15 protein-coding genes and 1 pseudogene are annotated in these 16,619 nt (G+C 65.2%); 3 read left to right on the top strand and 13 right to left on the bottom strand.

Annotation, left to right across the window (positions count from 1 at the left end):
- Positions 1–30: 30 nt before the first annotated feature.
- The 7 genes from ASD14_RS03310 to serA all read right to left on the bottom strand — a co-directional run bounded on the left by ASD14_RS03310 (position 31) and on the right by serA (position 8,351).
- On the bottom strand, positions 31–849 hold the full coding sequence (locus ASD14_RS03310; protein WP_056129020.1) for a ferritin-like domain-containing protein: 819 nt from the start codon (positions 847–849) through the stop codon (positions 31–33).
- A gap of 247 nt (positions 850–1,096) precedes the next feature.
- Complete coding sequence (gene purF / locus ASD14_RS03305; protein ID WP_056129017.1) at positions 1,097–2,566, bottom strand: amidophosphoribosyltransferase; 1,470 nt, start codon at positions 2,564–2,566, stop codon at positions 1,097–1,099.
- A 28-nt stretch (positions 2,567–2,594) separates the two neighbouring features.
- On the bottom strand, positions 2,595–3,347 hold the full coding sequence (locus tag ASD14_RS03300; RefSeq protein WP_056129014.1) for a CvpA family protein: 753 nt from the start codon (positions 3,345–3,347) through the stop codon (positions 2,595–2,597).
- A gap of 94 nt (positions 3,348–3,441) precedes the next feature.
- Positions 3,442–4,467 carry an SPOR domain-containing protein gene (locus ASD14_RS03295; protein WP_056129011.1) on the bottom strand — a complete coding sequence of 342 codons (1,026 nt, stop codon included), beginning with the start codon at positions 4,465–4,467 and terminating at the stop codon, positions 3,442–3,444.
- Between the two features lie 168 nt (positions 4,468–4,635).
- Positions 4,636–5,946: a bifunctional tetrahydrofolate synthase/dihydrofolate synthase gene (gene folC / locus ASD14_RS03290; protein WP_056129010.1), complete on the bottom strand. Its 1,311-nt coding sequence runs from the start codon at positions 5,944–5,946 to the stop codon at positions 4,636–4,638.
- Between the two features lie 192 nt (positions 5,947–6,138).
- Positions 6,139–6,783 (bottom strand): histidine phosphatase family protein, encoded by a 645-nt coding sequence (locus ASD14_RS03285; protein WP_056129006.1) that lies wholly within the window; start codon positions 6,781–6,783, stop codon positions 6,139–6,141.
- Between the two features lie 2 nt (positions 6,784–6,785).
- Positions 6,786–8,351, bottom strand: a complete 1,566-nt coding sequence (gene serA, locus ASD14_RS03280; RefSeq protein ID WP_056129004.1) for a phosphoglycerate dehydrogenase — start codon at positions 8,349–8,351, stop codon at positions 6,786–6,788.
- A gap of 248 nt (positions 8,352–8,599) precedes the next feature.
- Between serA and ASD14_RS03275 the strand changes: the two genes are divergently transcribed.
- Positions 8,600–8,998 carry a DUF3224 domain-containing protein gene (locus tag ASD14_RS03275; protein WP_056129001.1) on the top strand — a complete coding sequence of 133 codons (399 nt, stop codon included), beginning with the start codon at positions 8,600–8,602 and terminating at the stop codon, positions 8,996–8,998.
- 69 nt (positions 8,999–9,067) lie between these two features.
- Here the strand turns inward: ASD14_RS03275 and ASD14_RS03270 are convergent, their stop codons facing one another.
- The gene (locus ASD14_RS03270; protein WP_056128998.1) at positions 9,068–11,227 is read right to left on the bottom strand and encodes a S46 family peptidase; all 2,160 of its coding nucleotides are present in this window, start codon (positions 11,225–11,227) and stop codon (positions 9,068–9,070) included.
- A 158-nt stretch (positions 11,228–11,385) separates the two neighbouring features.
- Between ASD14_RS03270 and tdh the strand changes: the two genes are divergently transcribed.
- Positions 11,386–12,420, top strand: coding sequence for an L-threonine 3-dehydrogenase (gene tdh / locus ASD14_RS03265; RefSeq protein ID WP_200947012.1), 1,035 nt, complete (start codon positions 11,386–11,388; stop codon positions 12,418–12,420).
- A 132-nt stretch (positions 12,421–12,552) separates the two neighbouring features.
- Positions 12,553–13,749, top strand: coding sequence for a glycine C-acetyltransferase (gene kbl / locus ASD14_RS03260; protein WP_056128995.1), 1,197 nt, complete (start codon positions 12,553–12,555; stop codon positions 13,747–13,749).
- A gap of 111 nt (positions 13,750–13,860) precedes the next feature.
- Here kbl and ASD14_RS16425 read toward each other — a convergent pair whose 3' ends face one another.
- The 5 genes and pseudogenes from ASD14_RS16425 to ASD14_RS03240 form a co-directional block, all read right to left on the bottom strand.
- Positions 13,861–14,259 carry a hypothetical protein gene (locus ASD14_RS16425; protein ID WP_056128991.1) on the bottom strand — a complete coding sequence of 133 codons (399 nt, stop codon included), beginning with the start codon at positions 14,257–14,259 and terminating at the stop codon, positions 13,861–13,863.
- A 277-nt stretch (positions 14,260–14,536) separates the two neighbouring features.
- Entirely contained in the window at positions 14,537–15,280 is a 744-nt protein-coding gene (locus tag ASD14_RS03250; RefSeq protein WP_056128988.1) for a pseudouridine synthase, read from the bottom strand.
- A gap of 19 nt (positions 15,281–15,299) precedes the next feature.
- Complete coding sequence (locus ASD14_RS03245; RefSeq protein ID WP_056128985.1) at positions 15,300–15,800, bottom strand: hypothetical protein; 501 nt, start codon at positions 15,798–15,800, stop codon at positions 15,300–15,302.
- Between the two features lie 198 nt (positions 15,801–15,998).
- Positions 15,999–16,187: pseudogene (locus tag ASD14_RS15640) on the bottom strand (OmpA family protein); the annotation flags it as partial.
- Positions 16,188–16,233: 46 nt separating this feature from the next.
- Positions 16,234–16,619: OmpA family protein (locus ASD14_RS03240; protein WP_157475201.1), on the bottom strand; the 386-nt coding region annotated here is incomplete at both ends.

Genomic DNA, 16,619 nt, shown 5'->3' with positions numbered 1-16,619 from the left:
TGTGCCGCGCCGTCGTTAGCTGTCGTGCCGCTACTTTGCCGCTACAACGGTCGACTCAGCCTGCAGGCTCAGCAGCTCGTCTTCATCGAAACCGGCGGCGAGCCGCGCGTCGGTGTTGAACGGACCGTGCAGCACGCCACCCGCATATTCGTGCAACAGTTCTCGAAAGCGTGAGCGTGGCTCGATACCTGCGCGCCCGCAATACCAGCGATACCAGCGCGAGCCCGCGGCGACGTGCGCGACTTCCTCGCGCAGGATGATTTCGAGGATGCCAACCGTCGCAGTGTCGCCGAGCGAGCGAAGCTTCGCGATCATTCCCGGGGTAACGTCGAGCCCGCGCGCCTCCAGCACGCGTGGCACCAGCGCCATGCGCGCGAGGCCGTCATGCGCTGTCTTCTCGGCCATTTCCCACAGGCCGTTGTGTGCGTCGAAGTCGCCGTAGTCGTAACCGAGTTGCTGCAGGCGCTCACGCAGCATCGCGAAGTGCCGGGCTTCGTCGTTGGCGACGCCGACCCAGTCCGCGTAGAACGCATCGGGCATGCCGCGGAAGCGATAGGCCGCGTCCCAGGCCAGATCGATCGCGTTGAATTCGATGTGCACGACGGCGTGGATGAAGGCGGCGAGACCTTCCTTCGTTCCGAAGCCGCGGCGCGGGAGATCGCGCGGGTGCACGAGCCTGGGTCGCGCGGGGCGGCCAGGCATGCGGATGGGTTCGGGCGGCGGTGCGTCTGCGGGAATGACGAGTCCGTCGCGGGCGAAGGCTTCGGCGGCGGCGAAGGTGCACGCCAGTTTCTCTTCAGGCGTAGCGGCGTCGAGGCAGCTGCGGGCGGCGGCGAAGAGGTGGGTCATGAATTCTGCGTGCGTGCGATCAGGCTCGTCATACCAGGGCAATTCCGTGTCTTCAGCTCCGACACAAGAGCAACGGCAAGTCACTCGGATTACCAGACATTCGTCTGTGGAAAAGCCCCGCTTCCGCGGGAATGACGAGCAAAAAAGCAACGACGAACAACAAACAACAAAACGAATAACGAAGAACAAAGAACAAAGAACAAAGAACTAAAGAACAAAGAACAAAGAACAAAGAACAAAGAACGGACTATGAAGCCCGCCGCGTCTTCTTCGCCTCATCCGACCGCAGCTGCTTGATGCGATCGAAGTATCCATCCTCGATACCCGTGACGTATTCGCCGTTGAAGCATGAAGAATCGAAGTGCTCCAGGTGGTGCTTCGGTCCGGACACCGCGTCCTCGAGATCCTCGAGATCCTGGTAGATCAGCCAGTCGCAACCAAGCAGCTGCTGCACTTCCTCGTCGGTGCGGCCGTGCGCGACGAGCTCCTCCGCCGACGGCATGTCGATGCCGTAGACGTTCGGATAGCGCACGGGCGGTGCGGCCGAAGCGAGATAGACCTTGCGCGCGCCGGCTTCACGCGCCATCTGCACGATCTGCTGCGATGTTGTGCCGCGCACGATCGAGTCGTCGACCAGCAGCACGACGCGGTTCTTGAATTCCAGCGGGATCGGATTGAGCTTGCGGCGCACCGACTTCGTGCGCTGGCCCTGGCCCGGCATGATAAAGGTGCGGCCGACGTAACGGTTCTTGATGAAGCCTTCGCGGTACTTCACCCCGAGGACGTTGGCGATTTCCAGCGCGGCATCGCGCGAAGTGTCCGGAATCGGGATCACCGTGTCGATGTCGTGGTCCGGGCGCAGGCGCAAGATCTTCTCGCCGAGTTTCTGGCCCATGCGCATGCGCGCCTTGTGCACCGAGATGTTGTCCATCATGGAATCGGGACGCGCGAAGTACACGTATTCGAAGATGCAGGGCGTGTGCTCCTGCGGCTCGGCGGTCTGCTTGGTGAACAGCTCGCCGCGCGCGGTGATGATGATGCATTCGCCGGGACCGACGTCGCGCATGCGCTCGAAGCCGAGCAGGTCGAGCGCGACGGATTCGGAAGCGACGGCGTATTCGTCGGTACCGTTCTTGGTGCGCTTGCCCAGCACCAGCGGACGGATGCCGTGCGGATCGCGGAAGGCGACCAGGCCGAGACCGAGCACCGACACCACGACCGCATAACCACCGATGCAGCGGCGGTTCACGCCCTCGATCGCGCGGAACACCGCTTCGGGTGTCAGCGACTTCTGCGTATCGAGTTCGTGCGCGAACACGTTGAGCATCACTTCCGAATCGGATTCCGTATTGACGTTGCGGCGGTCCTGCTCGAAGACCTCGCGGCGCAGCTTGTCGGTGTTGATCAGGTTGCCGTTGTGCGCGAGCGCGATGCCGTACGGCGAATTCACGTAGAACGGCTGCGCCTCGTCGGAGCCTTCCGAACCCGCGGTCGGATAGCGGCAGTGGGCGATGCCGAACTTGCCCTGCAGCAGCTGCATCGAGTCCTCGTCGAAGACGTCGCTGACCAGGCCATTGCCTTTGTGCACGCGGAGCTTGCCGCCATCCGCGGTGGCAATGCCGGCCGCGTCCTGGCCACGATGCTGGAGCACCGTCAGTCCGTCGTAGAGCTGCGCGGCGACATCCGTGTTGCCGACGATTCCGAGAATGCCGCACATAAGCTTGAATCCTGCAAATAAGGATGTTTCAGAGGACCTTCGCGTCGTCGGGCGGCGTGCCCTGCGACGGTGGATCCGCGGTAACCAGTTTTGGATCCTTCTGCCGTGGCGTCGTTTCCGTCGCGGGCGGGAGAAGTTCGGGTAGCGCCTGCGGAAGTCCGTCCGCCAGCAGTCCCTTGGAAAGCGCCCCATCCGGGAGCACGCCCCCGGACACCATATCCGCGATCGGCAATCCGTCCGGCATCGCTTGCCTGAGTCGTTCCGCTTCGTCCTGCAGCGAGGTGCCCCGCCCTTCCAGGTCGATGCGCAGCGCCATCCACGGCGGCATCGCAGCACGCATCGTTTTCGCCACCGGCAGCAGCACCGCGACGCCGGTCGATTCGTGCCACGCACGCTTGCCGGGGATTCCGGTCAATCCGAGCATCAACAGCAGCACGCAGGCGAAAAACAGGCCGCGCACCACGCCTAGACCGAAACCCAACAGGCGATCCACGCCCGACAATCCTGCTTCCTGGGCCAACCGGCGAACCAGCAGGCCGACCAGCGCCACCGCGATCCATACGATGGCGAAACTCATCGCGTAGCCGCCGAGGTACTCGCCCCAGCCGAGCTGGCCGTCCGTCACCAGGCTGCGGCCCACGTCGCCGCCGAACAGATATGCGGTCAGTCCGGCCAGCAGCCAAGCCACCAGCGACATCACCACGCCGATCATTCCGCGCAGCAGGCCGAGCAGGCCCGACACGCCGATGATCAGCAGCAATACCCAGTCCAGCGCCGTCATGGCTCGTCGCTCCTGTCACTGCCCCTCACCCTGCTTCGCTCCGCGAAGCGGTCCCTCTCCCCGCAAGCGGGGCGAGGGGTGCGGGGATACAAAATCACGGTTGCGGTTTGACGATCGCGTCGCCGATGCCGAGTTTGGCCGCGACCTGCGCCTTCAGCTGGTCGGCTTCGGCACGCGTCAGCACCGGACCGACGCGCACGCGGCTCAGCACGCCCTTGTCGGTACGCACCGAGTCGACGAAGGCACGCATGCCCGCGGCGCGGGCGCGATCGCGCAGCTTGGCGGCTTCAGTTGGGCTCGCGAAAGCACCCAACTGCACGGCGAAACCGGTGCCGGAAGCGGCCGGTTGCGCGGGCTTGGGCGCGGCGGCGGCGGTCGTGGTCGCGGCCGGCTTGACCGTCGTAGTCGTGGCCGCTTTGGTCGCCGTGGCCGTGGGTTTCGGAGCCGCGGGCCTGGGTTCCGCAACCAGCGGTTCCGGCTTCGATACGGGCGTACTCGCCGCGGCGACCGGCTGCGAAGCAGGCGCCGGCTCTGACACGGACTGTCCGGTTTGCGCGGGCTGCGCGGCGCCGGCATCGAGCACGACGACTTTCGCGCCGACGTCGTCGCGTACGTGCGCGGCGCGCAGGCGCGCGGCTTCGGCGTCGGCCTGCGTGGCGTACGGCCCGATGCGGACGCGGTAGAGCGTGCGGCCGCCGTCGATGGTGGATTCCTGGTAACCCGGCAGCTGCGATGCGCGCAGTGCCGCGACAACCTTGTCGGCATCCGTCGCGCTGGCGTAGCGGCCGAAACTCACGACGTAATCGCCGCCCGCAGTGGCGGCCGGCATCATTGCGCTGTCCGTGGAGGCCCCGGATGCGGGTTCAGCCGCGTCATCGGCCTGCGCATCGCTGGCATCGAGCCCGACCACGCCGCTCGCCGGCGCCGCGCCGGGCGCGACCAGCGGCAATTCGCGCGTCTGCAGCGAGCCGTCGCCCTGCGGGGCGTCGGGCAATTTGAGGGGAACGTCGGAGACACCGCTTTCGGGCGCCGGGCCCTTGATCAGCATGGGCAGGAAAATCACTGCCAGCGCCACCAGTACTGCCGCACCTACCACGCGCTGCTTCAAAGCGGGTTCCATCGATTCATGGGCCTCGGGGGAAGGGCGCGCGAATTATACGCGTCGCATCGCGGTGCCTGCCGGACTGAGATGAACGCCGGTACATACATGTGGGTTGGGCGCGCGAGCGAGCTGGCGCGCCGCCTTTTGCCCTGGGTGGGTGCTGCCTGCAATGCAGCCGGGAGCCTGCTACTTCGTCTTCAGCCACTCGAGCGCGGCGGCCGCCGTGTGAAAGGAGCCGAACACCAGCACGCGATCGCCCGGCGCTGCCTGCGCCACCGCTGCTTCGAGGGCAGCGGCGACATCCGCACGGCGGGTGCCCGAAGCCGCCGCACTACCCGCGAGGCGCTCAGCGAATGCGTCGACGGTGAGGCCGCGTGGGCCGCTGTCGGCCAGCCCGGCCAGATGCCACGCATCGATGCGCTCTGCGAGCGCGTTCACAACGCCCGCGATGTCCTTGTCGCCGAGCGCGGCGAACACGGCGAACGTGCGGCCCAGCGCCGGTGCCGTCGTGAGCCACGCGGCCAGTTCGCGCGCCGCCTGCGGGTTGTGGCCGACGTCGACGACGACTTCGACGCCGTTGCGCTCGAAACGCTGCAGGCGTCCGGGGACGTGCGCACTCGCGACGCCCTGGGCGATCGCTTCGGGCGGAAGCTTGCTCCCCAGCGCGCGCAACGCGGCGATCGCGGTCGCGGCGTTGCGCAGCTGCGCGGGTGCGGCGAGGCGCGGCAATGGCAGGTCGAATGATTTTCCCAGCTCGCGCCACGTCCAGCGGCCAGCATCGGGCAGCACCGAATCGGTGGGACTGAAGCGGTTGCCGTGCGCAGCGGCGGAGTCGAAGAAGAAATCGCAACCCGCGCGGATCGCGGAAGCACCGATTGCGTAGGCGTGGCGAAGCACGCTCGCCGGCGGATCGTCTTCGCCGAGCACCAGCGGTTTCCACGCTCGCGCGATGCCGGCTTTTTCGAAGCCGATGGTCTCGCGATCGTTGCCGAGCCAGTCCTGGTGGTCGACGTCGACGGTGGTGATCACCGCGACATCGGGGTCGACAAGGTTAGTTGCGTCCAGGCGGCCACCCAGACCGACTTCGAGAAGTGCCAGGTCGAGCTTGCAGCGTTCGAACAGCCAGAGCGCGGCCAGCGTGCCGTATTCGAAATACGTCAGCAGGGTTTCTCCACGCGCGGTTTCGATGGCTTCGAACGCGGCGACCAGATCGTCATCGCTAGCGTCGACACCATCGATGCGGACGCGCTCGTTGTAGGCGAGCAGATGCGGCGAGGTGTATGCGCCGACCTTCCATCCCGCGGCGCGCGCGATCGCCTCGATGAAGGCGACCGTCGAGCCCTTGCCATTGGTGCCGCCGACGGTGATGACCTTCTTCGCCGGCTTCTTCAGCCGCATGCGCGTGGCGACTTCGCGCACGCGGTCGAGACCCATGTCGATGGTTTTCGGATGTTGTCGCTCGATGTAGTCGAGCCATTCGGGGAGCGTGCGGGCCATGTGCGCATTGTAGTTGCGGTCGCGCTCCCCTCTGCCCTTCCCTTCTTCCCGTGGAGCTGGGAGAAGATGCCCGAAGGGCAGATGAGAGCGCTTTTGCCTTTGCTGTCGGTTGCGAAACCAGCCGCCCGACCCCTCACCCTGCGTTGCTGCGCAACGCTGTCCCTCTCTCCGCGTGCGGAGCGAGGGAAGATGTCAGAGGGCCCGGTGCACGGCTTCGCCAAACAACGCCGTGTGGTGGCTGCAATCATTGAGCCGCACCACATCGAGGTGATCGACGTCGGGGCCCTCCAGCAGGTTGAGCGTCGTCGGTGCCTGCCGGAACGACCACAACTTCGACAGCGGGATGCCGAGCACACGGCACAGCAGCACCCGGTTTACCGCATCGTGCGCAACGACGAGCAGCGTCTCGTGCGCGCCCATGCCGGAGCACGCGCGCTCGAACGCGGGCCACGCACGATCGAGCACGTGCTGCAACGATTCGCCCTGCGGCATCAGCACTTCGTGCGGGGCGTGGCGCCACGCATGCATCAGGTCGGGATCGCGCTCATGTATCTCCGAAGCGAGAAGGCCTTCCCACGTACCGTGGGCGATTTCCATCAGGCCTTCGTCGAGCGTGAGCATCGATGCGCGCTGTTCGCCGAGCGCGAACTGCGCGGTCCGTGCGGCACGCACCAATGGCGACGCGACGGCGCGATCGATGCGTACCTCGTGCAGGCGTTCGCCCAGCGCGCGTGCCTGCGATTCACCGACCGGCGAGAGCGGGATGTCTTCCTGCCCCTGGTAGCGGCCTTCGGCATTCCAGGGGGTTTCGCCGTGGCGTGCGAGCAATATCTTCATGCTTACACCTGCTGCAACGACAGCACGCCTGGCGTCGCTCGCAACGCGCCGAGTTGCTTGTCGCTCAACTCGCGATCGACCGTGATCGCCGCACGCGCCTCGCCCTCGCCCGCCGCGCCGAGCGCGAAGTTGACGATGTTGATGCCGGCCGCGCCCAACTGCGAACCCACGGTGCCGATCATGCCCGGACGGTCCTCGTTGCGAAGCAGCAGCACGTGCGCCTGCGGATCGAATTCGATCTCGACGCCGTCCAGCCGGACCACGCGTGGTCCGCGATGCAACGTCGCTTCGATTTCGCGCGGCTTCTTGCCGCCTTCGACGCGGATCCTCAGCAGGCGGTCGAAACCGTCGCCGTCGCCGCCCACGGTTTCCGCCACCACCAGGCCGCGCGTGGCGGCTTCATGCAACGCATTCACCGGCGTGACACGGCCGGAGTGCGGACCGAGCAGCGCGGCAACGAGCAATCGCGTGAGCGGCCGCGTGTCGAGTGCTTCGGTGCGCCCGGCGTAGGTCACGGTGAGCCTGGTCGGTGCATCCACGAGGCGCGATGCGAGGCGGCCGAGCGCGGACATCAGCGGCATCCACGGGCCGACTTCGCGCGCGGCTTCGGCGGTGAGCGGCGGCAGGTTGACGCAGCCGGCGACCGCGCCGGTAGCGACGAAGTCGATGATCTGGCGCGCGAGGATCGTGCTGACGGCCTGCTGCGCTTCGCTGGTCGAGGCGCCGAGATGGGGCGTGAGGATCAGCTTGGGATGCTTGCGCAGCGGCGAATCGGCCTGCAACGGCTCGGTGGCGAAAGTATCGAGCGCGGCACCGGCGAGCTGGCCTTCGTCGAGCAGACGCAACAGCGCGGCTTCGTCGACCAGGCCACCGCGGGCGGCATTGATGACGTACGCGCCCTTCTTCATCGCGCGCATGCGCTCTTCCGACAGCAGGTTGGTGGTTTCCTTGGTGCGCGGGATGTGCAGCGTGACGATGTCGGCCCATGCGAGCAGCTCATCGAGCGTCTTCAGCGGCACGCTGCCCTTGCCCGCGGCCGAAGCCGGCAGGAACGGGTCGTGCGCGGCGACTTCCATGCCGATGCCCTGCGCCTTGCGCGCAACGGTACCGCCGATGCGGCCCAGGCCAATGACGCCGAGCTTCTTGCCTTCCAGCTCGAAGCCGGTGAGGCCGGCCTTGGGCCACTCGCCGGCTTTCATGCCCGCGTCGGCGCGCGGCACGTGGCGCGCGAGCGCGAACAGCAGCGAGATGGCGTGTTCGGCGGCGGCCAGCGTGTTGCCGTCGGGGGCATTCATCACCGCAATGCCCTTGGCCGTCGCAGCGTCGACATCGATCGTGTCGACGCCGGCACCGGCGCGGCCAATCACCTTGAGGTTGGGAACGTTGGCGAGGGCCTCGGCCGGCACTTTCGTTGCCGAGCGCACGAGCACGGCATCGACGTCCGCGAACGCCAGGGCGAGGACCTGGGGATCCTTGATGGGGTCGGCGGCCACGACCACGTCCCATCCCGCTTCGCGGAACAGGGCCAGACCGTCTTCGTGGATGCCATCGCAGGCCAGTACTTTCATCGCAAGCTCCTAGAGGGGTGGGAGCGCGGAAAGCCTGCGTAGCCGGCACAACGTGTGGAACTGAGTGCGTCGCCGGAATACAACTCGGAACGCGGGTCACTCACGGGTCGGGAGACGGGGCCGGCATGGCATGGGAATCCGCGACGGAGGAAGCCTAACAGAGCGCGGACGCGGATTCGCAATGGTTGCTTATGAAATCGCATGCAATAGGCCCTTAGCATGCGGCATCCCCCACACAGGAGCGCGTCATGGAGCAACAGGCCAAGGGTCCTTTCGATGTAAAGCGGACCGCGATGGAAATGGTGGATGCAGGGAACGGCGCTTCGTTCGGTCGGATCCGCTTCGAGAAGCGCTTCCACGGCGACCTCGACGCGACCGGCGTCGTCGAGATGCTGAGCGGAGGAGACCCGGGCGCGGGCTCCGCCGGCTACGTGGCCATGGAACACGTCATCGGCACGCTGCAGGGACGTCGCGGCAGCTTCATGTTCCAGCACAGCGGGACGATGGATCGCGGCGCGTCGTCGCTGACGGTGGGCGTGGTGCCGGGCACGGGCAAGGACGAGTTGCAGGGACTGCGCGGCACCTTGCGCATCGACATTGCCGAAGGCGGCGCGCATTCGTACACGTTCGACTACACGTTGGGCTGATTCGCTCAACACTTTGTAGGGCGAAGCTTGCTTCGCCCTACAGAACAACATCAAAGCAGCCGCATCGGCTCACTCCGCCGGCAGGTTCATTTCCTTCAGCAGGTGCGGTGCCGGATACACCTTCGCCAGCAGCCAGCGCATGTAGCGCATGTCGACATGGATCGCGCGCTTGTAGCGCGGATCGAACATCCAGCTCGCGCTCACCGCCTCCCAGTTGCTGTCGAAGTTGAGGCCGATCAGCTTCCCGTACGCATCCATCACCGCCGAACCGGAATTGCCGCCGGTGGTGTCGAGGTTGGTGAGGAAGTCGACTGTCTGCGTTTTCAGGGTTGGTTCGGCGGTGCTGCCGAAGTCGCCCTTCGCGATCGCGTCGCGCAGCGGTTGCGGCGCATTGAAAGGCTCCTCGCCGGTGTGCTTCTCGAGGATGCCCTGCACCGTCGTCAGCGGCGTGTAATGCACGCCGTCACGCGGATCGAGCGCGCTGACACGGCCGTAACTCACGCGCAGGGTGGAATTCGCATCCGGATACACCGCGCGGCCCTGCGACTTGCGGAAGCCGATCAGCGCGCGCATGTAGGCCGGACGCAGGCGCAGGAGTTCGCCTTCGCTGGCCTTCTTTTCCTCTTCGATCCGCAGCAGCGCGGGCAGCAATGCATTGGCGGCCTGCAGCAGGGAGTCCTTCGATGTGGCGAGCGTGGCGCGGTCGGCCTGCATGGCAGCAAGGCGTTGGCTTTCCGCACCCAGTTGCGTCCCGGCGTAGAGCGCATCGAGTTTCGTCTTCAGTTGCGCGGGCGTGGTGCCGAACACGGTGTCGAATTCGGGTACGTGCTGCGCGGCAGGCAATGCCTCGTATTGGGCGAGGAGCTCCGTGAGCAATGCTTTTTCGACATCGGCCGCGTAACGGCGCTGCACCTGCTTCAGCTGCCCGGCGATCAGCGCTTCGTCGCGCTGCTGGAAGCCGCTCTCCCGCTGTGCATCCGGCTTCGTTCGTTCATGCGCAAGGCGCTGCAACGTCACGGCTGACTTCAACAGCTGGCTCTGGGAAACGATCACGCCGAGCAGCTGGTCGCGTTCGCGCATCGCCGCTGCCCTATCGAGCACGGCCTGCGCGGCAGCGATATCGGCCTTCGTGGTGGTGGCATCGGATTGCCTGTCCAGCCATGCATACATTGCGGCTTCGTCGTTCCGGCGTACCGCCGCTGCGTTACTTCGACGCAGCCCATCGAGTTCGCCCTGCGCGCGTTTGAGATTGTTCTTCAGGCTGCGCACCTGAGAGGCGTAACTCACGCGCGCGGCTTCGTCCTTCGCCGCGGCGCCCTCAACGACATCGATCATGCGCTGGTATAACGCCACGCGCGACGGCAGCTGCCACTCGATCTGCTGCGCGAATTCGGACGCCATTCGATGACGGAAGGTCACGCCCGGATAGCCGGCAAGCATCGCGTAATCGCCTTCCTTGAGGTTTGCCGTGGAGACCTGCAGGTGCGCCGACGGCACATACGGCACGTTGTCTGGCGAGTAATCGCCCGGCTTTCCATCCTTGCCGACATAAGCACGCAGCAAAGTGAAGTCGCCGGCGTGGCGTGGCCAGACGAAGTTGTCGACTTCACCGCCGTAATTGCCGATGTCGTTCGGGGGCGCGTAGACGAGCCGCACGTCGCGCAGTTCGAGTTGCCGCACTAGATAGAAGTCGGTGCCGTAGTACATGTTGGCGACGCTGCAGCGATAGCCGGCTTCGCGTTCGCATTGGGCGACTACCCGCTTGGTCGCTGCATCGACCGCGTCGTAGTACGCGCGGCCCTGTTTACCCTTCGCATCGCCGAGGATGCGGTCGGTGATGCGATCGAAACCGGTGGTGACGAGCACCCGGTAATCCGGGTTGGACGGCAGTTCGTCGGCCCGCGTGTTGGCGATGTAGCCGTCCCTGATGAGATCGCGCCCTGGCTTCGAGTTGTACTGGATCACGCCGAAGGCGACGTGGTGGTTGGTGAGCACCAGGCCCTGATCGGAAACAAACGCGCCGCTGGCGCCGCCCACCTTCACCACCGCGCTCATCGGCGGCTTCGCGAGCTCGGCGAGGTCGCGCGGATCGCCCTTGAAGCCCGCCGCCTTCATCTCCCTGGCGAGATCTGGCAATTGCGAGGGCATCCACATGCCTTCGTCGGCATGCGCGTTCGCACCCAACAGCGAGAGGGAAAGACCCAACAGACGGCGGCGAATGGTCGGCATCAGAAAAGGACCGGAAAAAGAAGCCGCGACGATAGGCGAGCCGCCCGCTGTCGGCAAACGCTGCACCGGAGCCGGCACGCACCCGGGCGTATAATTTCGCCCTTCTCGCCGCGCACTGCGCGGCCCGCCAAATCAAGCAAGCCAGGCAGGCAAATCCCATGTCGCAAACGATGAAGGCGCTGGTCAAGCGCGAAGCCACCAAGGGCATCTGGATGGAAGAGGTGCCGGTGCCCGCGCCGGGCCCGAACGAGGTGCTGATCAAGCTCGAGAAAACCGCGATCTGCGGCACCGACCTGCACATCTATCTCTGGGACGAATGGAGCCAGCGCACGATCAAGCCGGGGTTGGTGATCGGCCATGAATTCGTCGGCCGCGTCGTCGACCTCGGTCCGGGCGTCACCGGGTACAAGATCGGTCAACGCGTGTCGGCCGAAGGGCACATCGTCTGCGGCCATTGCCGCAATTGCCGCGCCGGCCGCCAGCACCTGTGCCCGAACACCGTCGGCATCGGCGTGAATCGCAACGGCGCCTTCGCCGAATACATCGTCATGCCGGCTTCGAACCTGTGGCCGATTCCGGACCAGATTCCATCGGAACTGGCCGCGTTCTTCGATCCCTACGGCAACGCCGCGCATTGCGCGCTTGAGTTCGATGTCGTCGGCGAAGACGTACTGATCACCGGCGCAGGCCCGATCGGCATCATTGCCGCGGGTATCTGCAAGCACATCGGTGCGCGCAACGTCGTCGTCACCGACGTCAACGATTACCGCCTGAAGCTCGCCGCCGACATGGGCGCGACGCGCGTGGTGAACGTGTCCAACACGTCGCTGAAGGACGTGATGAAGGACCTGCACATGGAAGGCTTCGACGTCGGCCTGGAGATGAGCGGCAATCCCCGCGCTTTCAATGACATGCTCGACTGCATGTACCACGGCGGCAAGATCGCAATGCTCGGCATCATGCCCAAGGGCGCCGGCGCCGACTGGGACAAGATCATCTTCAAGGGCCTGACCCTGCACGGCATCTACGGCCGGAAGATGTACGAGACCTGGTACAAGATGACGCAGCTGGTGCTGTCCGGCTTCCCGCTTGGCAAGGTGCTGACGCATCAGTTGCCGGTCGATGAATTCCAGCAGGGATTCGAACTGATGGAATCGGGCAAGGCAGGAAAGGTCGTACTGAGCTGGAACTGATCAACGTCATTCCCGCGGAAGCAGGAGTCCATGGACGTTGCCGTTGCTTCGTCGCTGGACTCCCTTCAATCGCGGGCATTGCAAACCAAGTCCATGGATTCCCGCCTTCGCGGGAATGACGAGCGAGAAGTCATGTCATCCCTCACCCAACGTTACGCCGACACCCTCGAAGAAATCCGCGCCGCTGGCCTGTTCAAGTCCGAGCGCATCATCACCTCTCCGCAATCGGCCGAGATCACCCTCGCCGACGGCCGCACGGTGTTGAACTTCTGCGCCAACAATTACCTCGGCCTCGCCGATCATCCGGACGTGATCGCCGCAGCGAAGGAGGCGCTTGATACGCACGGCTTCGGCATGGCCTCAGTGCGTTTCATCTGTGGCACGCAGGACCTGCACAAGCAGCTGGAGAAGACGATCGCCGACTTCTTCGGCACCGAAGACACGATCCTCTACGCGGCCTGCTTCGACGCCAATGGCGGCCTGTTCGAGCCGTTGCTGGACGAAAACGACGCGATCATCTCCGATGCGCTCAATCATGCCTCGATCATCGACGGCGTGCGTCTGTGCAAGGCCAAGCGGTACCGTTATGCCAATTGCAACATGGCGGATCTCGAGAAGCAGCTGCAGCAGGCGAAGGCCGATGGTGCGCGCACGATCATGATCACAAGCGATGGCGTGTTCTCGATGGACGGCTTCATCGCGCCGCTGGACGAGATCACCGCGCTGGCAAAGAAATATGGCGCCCTGGTGCACATCGACGAATGCCACGCCACCGGCTTCCTCGGCAAGACCGGCCGCGGCTCCGCCGAAGTCAAGGGCGTGATGGACAGGATCGACATCTTTACCGGCACGCTGGGCAAGGCGATGGGCGGCGCGCTCGGCGGTTTCACGACGGCGAGGAAGGAAGTGATCGAACTGCTGCGCCAGCGTTCGCGTCCGTATCTGTTCTCCAATTCACTGCCGCCGCATGTGGTTGCAGCCGGCGTCAAGGCGTTCGAGATGCTGTCCGCCGCTGGCGACCTGCGCGAAAAGCTGGCCGAAAACACCGCGTACTTCCGCGAGAAAATGACGACCGCCGGTTTCGACGTGAAGCCGGGCGTGCATCCGATCTCGCCGGTGATGCTCTACGACGCGCCGCTGGCGCAGAAGTTCGCCCAGCGCCTGCTCGAGGAAGGCATCTATGCGATCGGTTTCTTCTTCCCGGTTGTGCCTCAGGACCAAGCCCGCATCCGCACGCAGATATCGGCGTCGCACACGCACGAACACCTGGATCGCGCGATCGCGGCTTTCATCAAGATCGGCCGCGAGCTTGGCGTGATCAAGGCCTGAGCGAGCGCCCGGGTACTGCGACGCCCGGGTTCGACCTCATACCCGTGACAACACGAACGCCCCGCAGCCGTGACCGGCGCGGGGCGTTGCCATGTTCCGCAAAGGAAACGATTACTTCTTCGCGCCCTTCTGCGGTTCTTCCTTCCCCGCTGCCGGCGCGCCGGTAGCGACGCGATAGCCATTCTTCTTCATCCACGCGTCGAAGTCGTCGGCAGTCATCCGCTTGCCGTTTTGCGTCATGTTGAAGCGCTTGCTGGTGTCGGTCGGCTGCGCGGCGGGTGCTGGTGCCGGCGCGGCCTTGGCAGCAGTCTTGGCCGACTTCTTCTTCGCAGCTTCCATCGCGCCGGTCTTGCCGACCAGCGGATGTTCTGCGTGGATGGCATCAAACGCCGTCGCCATCAGTTGGCTGTCGGCGCCGGTGCGTACATCGAGCGAAGGAGCTTCCCTGGCCGACACGAAGCCACAGAAAAGCAGGCACGGCAGTGCCACCATGATCATGCGCATGTTCATCCCCTAGTTCCCCCGTTTGCCGGGCGTGCGGGGAAATGAACACGTCGACCATGCGGAAAATGGTGCGCACGCACACAGATTGCGCGCTCCACTGAACAGCCCCCCGATATCCTTCGCGATGCGTGGCGGACCGCACACTTCAAGTTGCAACGCAGATATCAGTGTTGCGTGCGGGAAGCGACAGGCAAGCTTCGGTACGCATGCTTCTTCTGCGATGCACCATGTGGCGCACGACACACTTTGCGCGAAGCGGGCTGGCGAAATACTTCAGCGCACTTCAGGCATCCAGAGCTGCAAGCTCTGCTTCGCCCAGTACGCGCCACTGCCCTTTGGGCAGATCACCGAGCAACAGGCCGCCGACGGCCACGCGCACCAGCCTGAGGACCTCGATGTCGAAGGCGCCAAGCAAGCGGCGGATCTGCCGGTTGCGTCCTTCGTCGAGGACGATCTCGAGCCAGGCGTTGCGCTCGCCTGCCCGCAACAGACGCGCGACCTTCGCGCGCAGGAGCGCGCCTTCGTGCTCCACGCCACGCACGAGTCCGGCGAGCAGGGCTTCATCGGGAATCGCGTCGACCTGCACGTGGTATGTCTTGTCAGGTCCGGCCTGTGGGTCGGTGATGCGTGCCGCCCACTCGGGATCGTTGCAGAACAACAGCAGGCCCTCGCTGGCCTGGTCGAGTCTTCCCACGGGTGCGAGCCATGGCAGCGGCGCGTTGTTCCACTGCGCGCCATCGAAGCAGCGATAGACAGTGTCTCTGCCACGCTCGTCCTGCGCGGTCGTGACCAGGCCCCGGGGCTTGTTCAACATCAGGTAGAGGCGCGCGGGTTCGTCGATGTCGCGTCCGTCCACCGCTATGCGGGCATTCCCGCCGGCGATGATGGGGAATTCGGGATCGCGCACTGTCCTTCCGTCGACGCTCACCCGCCCGGCTGCGATCCATCGCGCGGCTTCGCTGCGCGAACACACGCCGCGCTTGGACAGCACCCGAGCGAGACCGTGGCGCGCATTGCCCGCGGCCATATATAGGCTACCGCTGGCGCTACTTCTTCTTCGGTTCCTGCGGCGGCTCGACCGGCGGTGGAGGCGTTGGGGCTGGTGCGCCCTTGGCGACGCGCACGCCGCGCGCCTTCATCCATGCATCGAATTCTTCGGCGGTCATGCGCTTGCCGTTCTGGCTCATATCGAAGCGCCAGGGCGTGTTGTCGTATTGCGTCTGCGGCTTGTAAGCAGCCGGACCCGATGAAGACGGAAGAGCGGGGCTCGTCGCGGGCGTCGCCTTCGCAAGCGCGAGACAGTTTTCCAGGCGCTGGCGGAGCAGCACGTTGTCGACGGCGAGGGCTTCATCGAAGGCCTGCGCAAGCACGCCTGTGGGAGCACCGAGCTGGTGCGTAGGCGCAGTCAGTTCGGGGGACAGTGGCGCTACGAGCGTCGGCTGCACAGGGAGGCCGGAGCCACCGAGTGTTGCGCAGTTACCCGCCGCCTGTGCATGCGCCGTGCTGGCAAGGGCGAAAAGAAGGAGACCAGTGAGTGCGCGCTGCATGTTCGACTCCGCGAGCTTTTTATCTGCAGCGAGTGTAGGCGCGGGTGTGTCGTGCAACAACCTGCGCGACGTGAATGCGGAAGTTGGCTCGTGAAGTCGCGCGAACCGCACGTCCGTCGAGCTATCGCCTTCTTTATAAAGCTGGAAAAACGAAGCCCGGCACTAGGCCGGGCTTCGAAGGTGTTGCCTGACGCCAGATCAGTTCTGGACGTTCAGCTCGGTGCGGCGGTTCTTCGCACGGCCTTCCGGATTGTCCGAACCATCTTCRTTGGTGTTCGGAGCGATCGGACGGCTTTCGCCGTAGCCGTTCGGGCCCACCAGGCGCGCGGCGTCGATGCCGTTGCTGGTCAGGTAGTCGTACACGGCGCGGGCGCGACGCTCGGACAGGGGTCACCGAAACATAGCTCGCATCCGCGAAGGACCACTCGAGCGNTTGGTGTTCGGAGCGATCGGACGGCTTTCGCCGTAGCCGTTCGGGCCCACCAGGCGCGCGGCGTCGATGCCGTTGCTGGTCAGGTAGTCGTACACGGCGCGGGCGCGACGCTCGGACAGGGCCTGGTTGTAGGCATCGGTGCCCTTGGAGTCGGTGTGACCGGCGACTTCGACCTTCAGCTCCGGATAGCGCTTCAGGATCTCGGTGGCTTCGGTCAGGATCTGCACCGCGTCAGGACGCAGGTTCGACTTGTCGTAGTCGAAGTTCACGCCCTTCAGGTCGATCGAAACCGGGACCGGGCAGCCGTCCGGACCGATGGTCTGGCCTGCCTGCGAACCGGGGCACTTGTCGTCGCAGTTGTTCACGCCGTCGCCGTCGTCGTCGCC

Source organism: Lysobacter sp. Root494 (assembly GCF_001427225.1).
In the GTDB taxonomy this organism is placed as follows: domain Bacteria; phylum Pseudomonadota; class Gammaproteobacteria; order Xanthomonadales; family Xanthomonadaceae; genus Agrilutibacter.
Note: the sequence above shows the minus strand (reverse complement) of the source record. Positions and strands in the feature narration are given on the sequence as shown.